The sequence below is a fragment of the Dyadobacter sp. SRI_021 genome (assembly GCF_057586235.1).
This window is the reverse complement of the sequence record NZ_JBYCZM010000033.1, coordinates 1-4,140: the sequence shown is the minus strand read 5'-3', so window position 1 is coordinate 4,140 and position 4,140 is coordinate 1. Positions and strand designations below refer to the sequence as shown.

General features: G+C 45.4%; 4 protein-coding genes. 1 reads left to right on the top strand and 3 read right to left on the bottom strand.

What is annotated here, in order from left to right; translation table 11 throughout:
• The coding region (locus AC2YIT_RS32075; protein WP_487281929.1) for an ABC transporter permease at positions 1–1,078 on the top strand (1,078 nt) is incomplete at its 5' end.
• Between the two features lie 281 nt (positions 1,079–1,359).
• Here AC2YIT_RS32075 and AC2YIT_RS32070 read toward each other — a convergent pair.
• The 3 genes from AC2YIT_RS32070 to AC2YIT_RS32060 all read right to left on the bottom strand — a co-directional run.
• Complete coding sequence (locus tag AC2YIT_RS32070; protein WP_430843747.1) at positions 1,360–2,172, bottom strand: IS3 family transposase; 813 nt, start codon at positions 2,170–2,172, stop codon at positions 1,360–1,362.
• A gap of 23 nt (positions 2,173–2,195) precedes the next feature.
• Positions 2,196–2,462: a transposase gene (locus AC2YIT_RS32065; protein ID WP_430843746.1), complete on the bottom strand. Its 267-nt coding sequence runs from the start codon at positions 2,460–2,462 to the stop codon at positions 2,196–2,198.
• Between the two features lie 641 nt (positions 2,463–3,103).
• Positions 3,104–4,140 (bottom strand): site-specific integrase (locus AC2YIT_RS32060; RefSeq protein WP_487281928.1); only part of this gene is annotated, 1,037 nt, incomplete at its 5' end.

Sequence of the window (4,140 nt, the reverse complement as noted above, 5' to 3'; positions counted from 1 at the left end):
GCAGACCCTTCTGATCGGTACAATCGTCATCACCGGCCAAATGCGGTTCAACACCCAGGCAGACATGGGTTTCAAAAAAGACGCTATCGTGCTACTGTCAGTGCCGGAGACAAGCCCGGCTAAGCAGAGCGCCATGCGGGCGCGGTTTTCGCAATTGCCCGGGGTGGAGAAAGTCGCTTTTTTGAGCGCTCCGCCAGCATCGCCTGAAAACAATTTCGACACTGGTATCAGGTATGCGGGCAGACCCGAGAACGAAAAATTTACCATTTTCTACAAAACCGGTGACCCTGAATACCTCTCTATGTTCGGTCTAAAACTGGTGGCGGGCCGAAACCTGGTTCCTTCCGACACTACCAAGGAATATCTTCTGAACGAAACTGCGGTTGAAAAGCTCGGCGTGAAATCGCCGCAGGAAGTAATCGGCAAAAATGTGAATATTAATGGTCGAAACGGGATCATCGTCGGTGTGATGAAGGACTTTCATAGCAAGTCATTCCGTGAAAAAATTGACCCGGTTTGCCTGACAACCCGCGCTGCGGACAATTCGCAATGTGCCTTGAAAGTAAGTAACCAGAACCTGGCCGCAACGCTCGCCTTCATCCAGAAATCATGGAATGAAACCAATCCGGATTACATTTATTCCTACCAGTTTCTGGACAAGCACCTGCAACGCTTTTATGAACTTGATCAGCTCATTCTGCAACTCATGTGGCTCTTTGCCGGCATCGCAATCTTCATTAGTTCCCTCGGTCTGTATGGCCTGATTTCCTTCATAGTTGCCCAAAAGAAAAAAGAAATAGGGGTCCGCAAGACGTTGGGCGCGGGAGTGGGAAGTATCGTCTGGCTTTTCGGCAGACAATTCATCCACTTGCTCGTGATCGCCTTCGTTATTGCTGCTCCGATCGGATGGTGGCTTGTGGATAAATACCTGGCCGATTTCCAATACCATATCGAGCTAAACCTGACAACCTTCATCGCTGCGCTCGGTATAACGTTTTTGATTGCGATTGTAACAGTTGGATATCAGTCGGTTAAAGCTGCACTGATCAATCCCGTAAACGCATTGAGGTCCGAGTAAGTTGTCAAAGCAATACTTAACGGCCCAGCTCTGTAAAAGAGTTCGGCGAATCACTTTGTAAATTTTCAGCAAAAAGTGGAATTTATTCGCTTTACATACGATATAGAAAGGGCCGCAAAAGCGGTGGAAGGCAGTCCCTTACCTAATGCGTATGCTGATATGCTACGAAATGGCTAGATACAAGGTTCACAGGGATTTAGAAAGAACCTAATATTCGACAGGGACACCAGGCCGCGGAGATGACATTGGTGTAGCCTTACCTTAAATAGGACAATGAGATATTAGACTTTTTTGTTTTCCATTGTCTTCGCGAATACGGCTGGTGCCATCCCGGCAAGGGCTTGATGCGGGTGTAGCCGATTGTAATTATCCATCCATTCGTCCGATAAAATACGAACCGCAGCGGCGGCCGCTTGTTCAAGCGATTCAAACAAATAGGCATCTAACACGTCTTCCCGATAGGTGCGGTTTAGCCTTTCAACGTAACCATTTTGCATCGGTTTCCCGGGCTGAATGTAATGGATCGCGATGCCTTTGTTCTCACACCATTGCCTGAATTTGTCAGCCAGGAACTCTGGTCCGTTGTCAACCCGGATCTGTTCTGGATATGGTCTGTTCAAAGCAATTAATTCCAGAACATCAACTACCTGCTGAGCAGCAAGAGAAAAATCGGCATGCGCCGCCAGCACTTCCCGGCTACAATCATCGATAATTGTCAGCACGCGGATTTTACGTTTACTCACAAGGGCATCCGATACAAAATCCATACTCCAGCTTTTATTTGGGTGGCTAAGGACTTGCAGAGGTTGCTTGACCCGAGCTGGTAAACGGCGTTTGTGACGACGGCGGTGTTTCAAATTTAGCAGCCGATATACCCGTAAGACCCTCTTTCGATTCCAAGCAAAACCTTCATTACGAAGCTTTCCATAGTAATCATCAAAGCCCCTTGTCGGGTAGATTTCGGCATATGCCCGTAATTTTTCAATTACCAGCTTATCATCTTTTCTGCTTCGATAATACCACTTGGAACGATGTATCCCAATTACCCGGCAAGCCCTGCCAACGGACACTTTTTCTTCAACAGCCCACTCCACGAGTTCCCTTTGCCGACAAGGCTCTACAGCTTTTTTTCGATAATGTCCTTGGCGAGTTTATAGTCCAGGCTCAGCTCGGCAAACATCTGCTTCAATCGTCGATTTTCATCCTGGAGAGCCTTTAACTCCTTCAATTGAGCAGCTTCCATTCCGCTATACTTTTTACGCCAGTTAAACAGCGTCGCTTTTGAAATGCCGTATTCACGGCAAACATCCATTGCTTCACGGCCACCCTCATACTGCTTGAGAATAGCCACGATTTGGGTCTCGGAGTAGTTTTTCTTTTTCATGCGACAGTTGAAATTAGCTCTTTTCGAGTCTAATCCTACACTGTCCTAAATGCGGGGAAGCTTACATAACGTGTGTCATGGGCACAGAAACTACATTCCTAAATTGTCGAGTAAATTACGTTTTAACGACCGTATAATCGAACATCTCGAAAAAGCGACCAATGTATCCATAGCGTATAAATATGTAGAAAGAGGCAGGTACATTTGGTACTCATCCCTTTCAATATATTTATTTTGCTGACCTGCGTAGACGGCAGACTCCGTTTCGGCTGCCTTTGGTTGAAGAATACCTCGTCAATATTCGGATCTGAAAGCAAATAATTTCTAATTAACTTGCATGTCACAGCGGCCGGATGCGGGCGGGCGAATGTCTAATCTTGGTGGATTATCACAACCCGACCAATCTGGCCCACGCAGCTAAAATGAAGGACAATTGACTCTACCTTGAGACGAATCCCTTCCATTTGAGGCCACCGCTCAATTCTAGCAACCAATGTTTCATAGAAATCAGGTGGAATCAACCACGCTATCTCTTATATCCTCTTTCCGTCTCGAACTACGGAAGAATTTCAAGTCCAAACATTGATGAGCCGCTAGAATCGTGCAACCTGGGCGGCTCAAAAAGTATCAATAAATCTTGGTCAATCCTTGCTCTTGTCCTGACGCTTAGCAACCAAATCTCGGTCTCGCATCTTAACGTTCAATTTTTCCGTCAGAGAGATCATGTCAACACTAATTTTCTTGTCAACTATTTTGGCGTAGTGCTGGGTCGTCTTAATGTTCTTATGCCCCAGCATTTTCGAGACGCTTTCAATAGCAACATCGTTAGCTAACGTGACCGTAGTGGCAAAGGTATGCCGTGCGAGGTGAAAGGTAATTTCCTTATTTATTCCACAAACATCACCAATCTCCTTTAGATAGGCATTCATTTTTTGGTTGCTCAGGACTGGGAGAACGCGATCGTCTTGACACTTGACGTGTCCCCAATATTTATTAAGAATCACTTCTGGCACAGGTAAAAGCGGAATTCGGGACGGAATGTCTGTTTTTTGACGCTTGATGGTTATCCATCTTCTCCCATCAAACCCACTGGAAATATGTGCATTCGATAGATTCTTGACGTCGGCATAAGATAACCCCGTATAACAGCAGAAAAGAAAAATGTCCCGAACTATTGTAAGTCTCTCATTGCGAAAGTCCCGCTCCTCAATCACGGTCAGTTCGTCTTCATCTAATGGGAAACGATCCGCGTCACGCCTGGCTAAGCTGAATTCAATGAACGGGTCTCTGAGTATCCATCCCTTTTTGACGCAGATTAGAACTATCTTCTTGAAATACACCAAATATTTCATTGTCACATTATGTGATATATTGCGTTTCGCTTTTAGGTAAAACGCATAATTCGAAATGAAATCATAATCAAGTTCGTCAAGCCTGATATCTGATGCATTGTATTTGTAGCGAAGAAATTCTTCCAAATTTTTGAGCGCCGTTACATATCTGTTGTAGGTAGTTTTTACAAAGTCCTTTCCGACGAGCTCCCGCATTTGCTCGTTGTGTTCCCTGAAAATTTCACAAATGGTATTGGGCCGCTCCTGAATTCCCAAAAGTCTGTCCTTTATTCTTGCAGCGGTCACCTGCTTACCCAAGTTCGAGATTGATTCTTGAGCCTGATAAA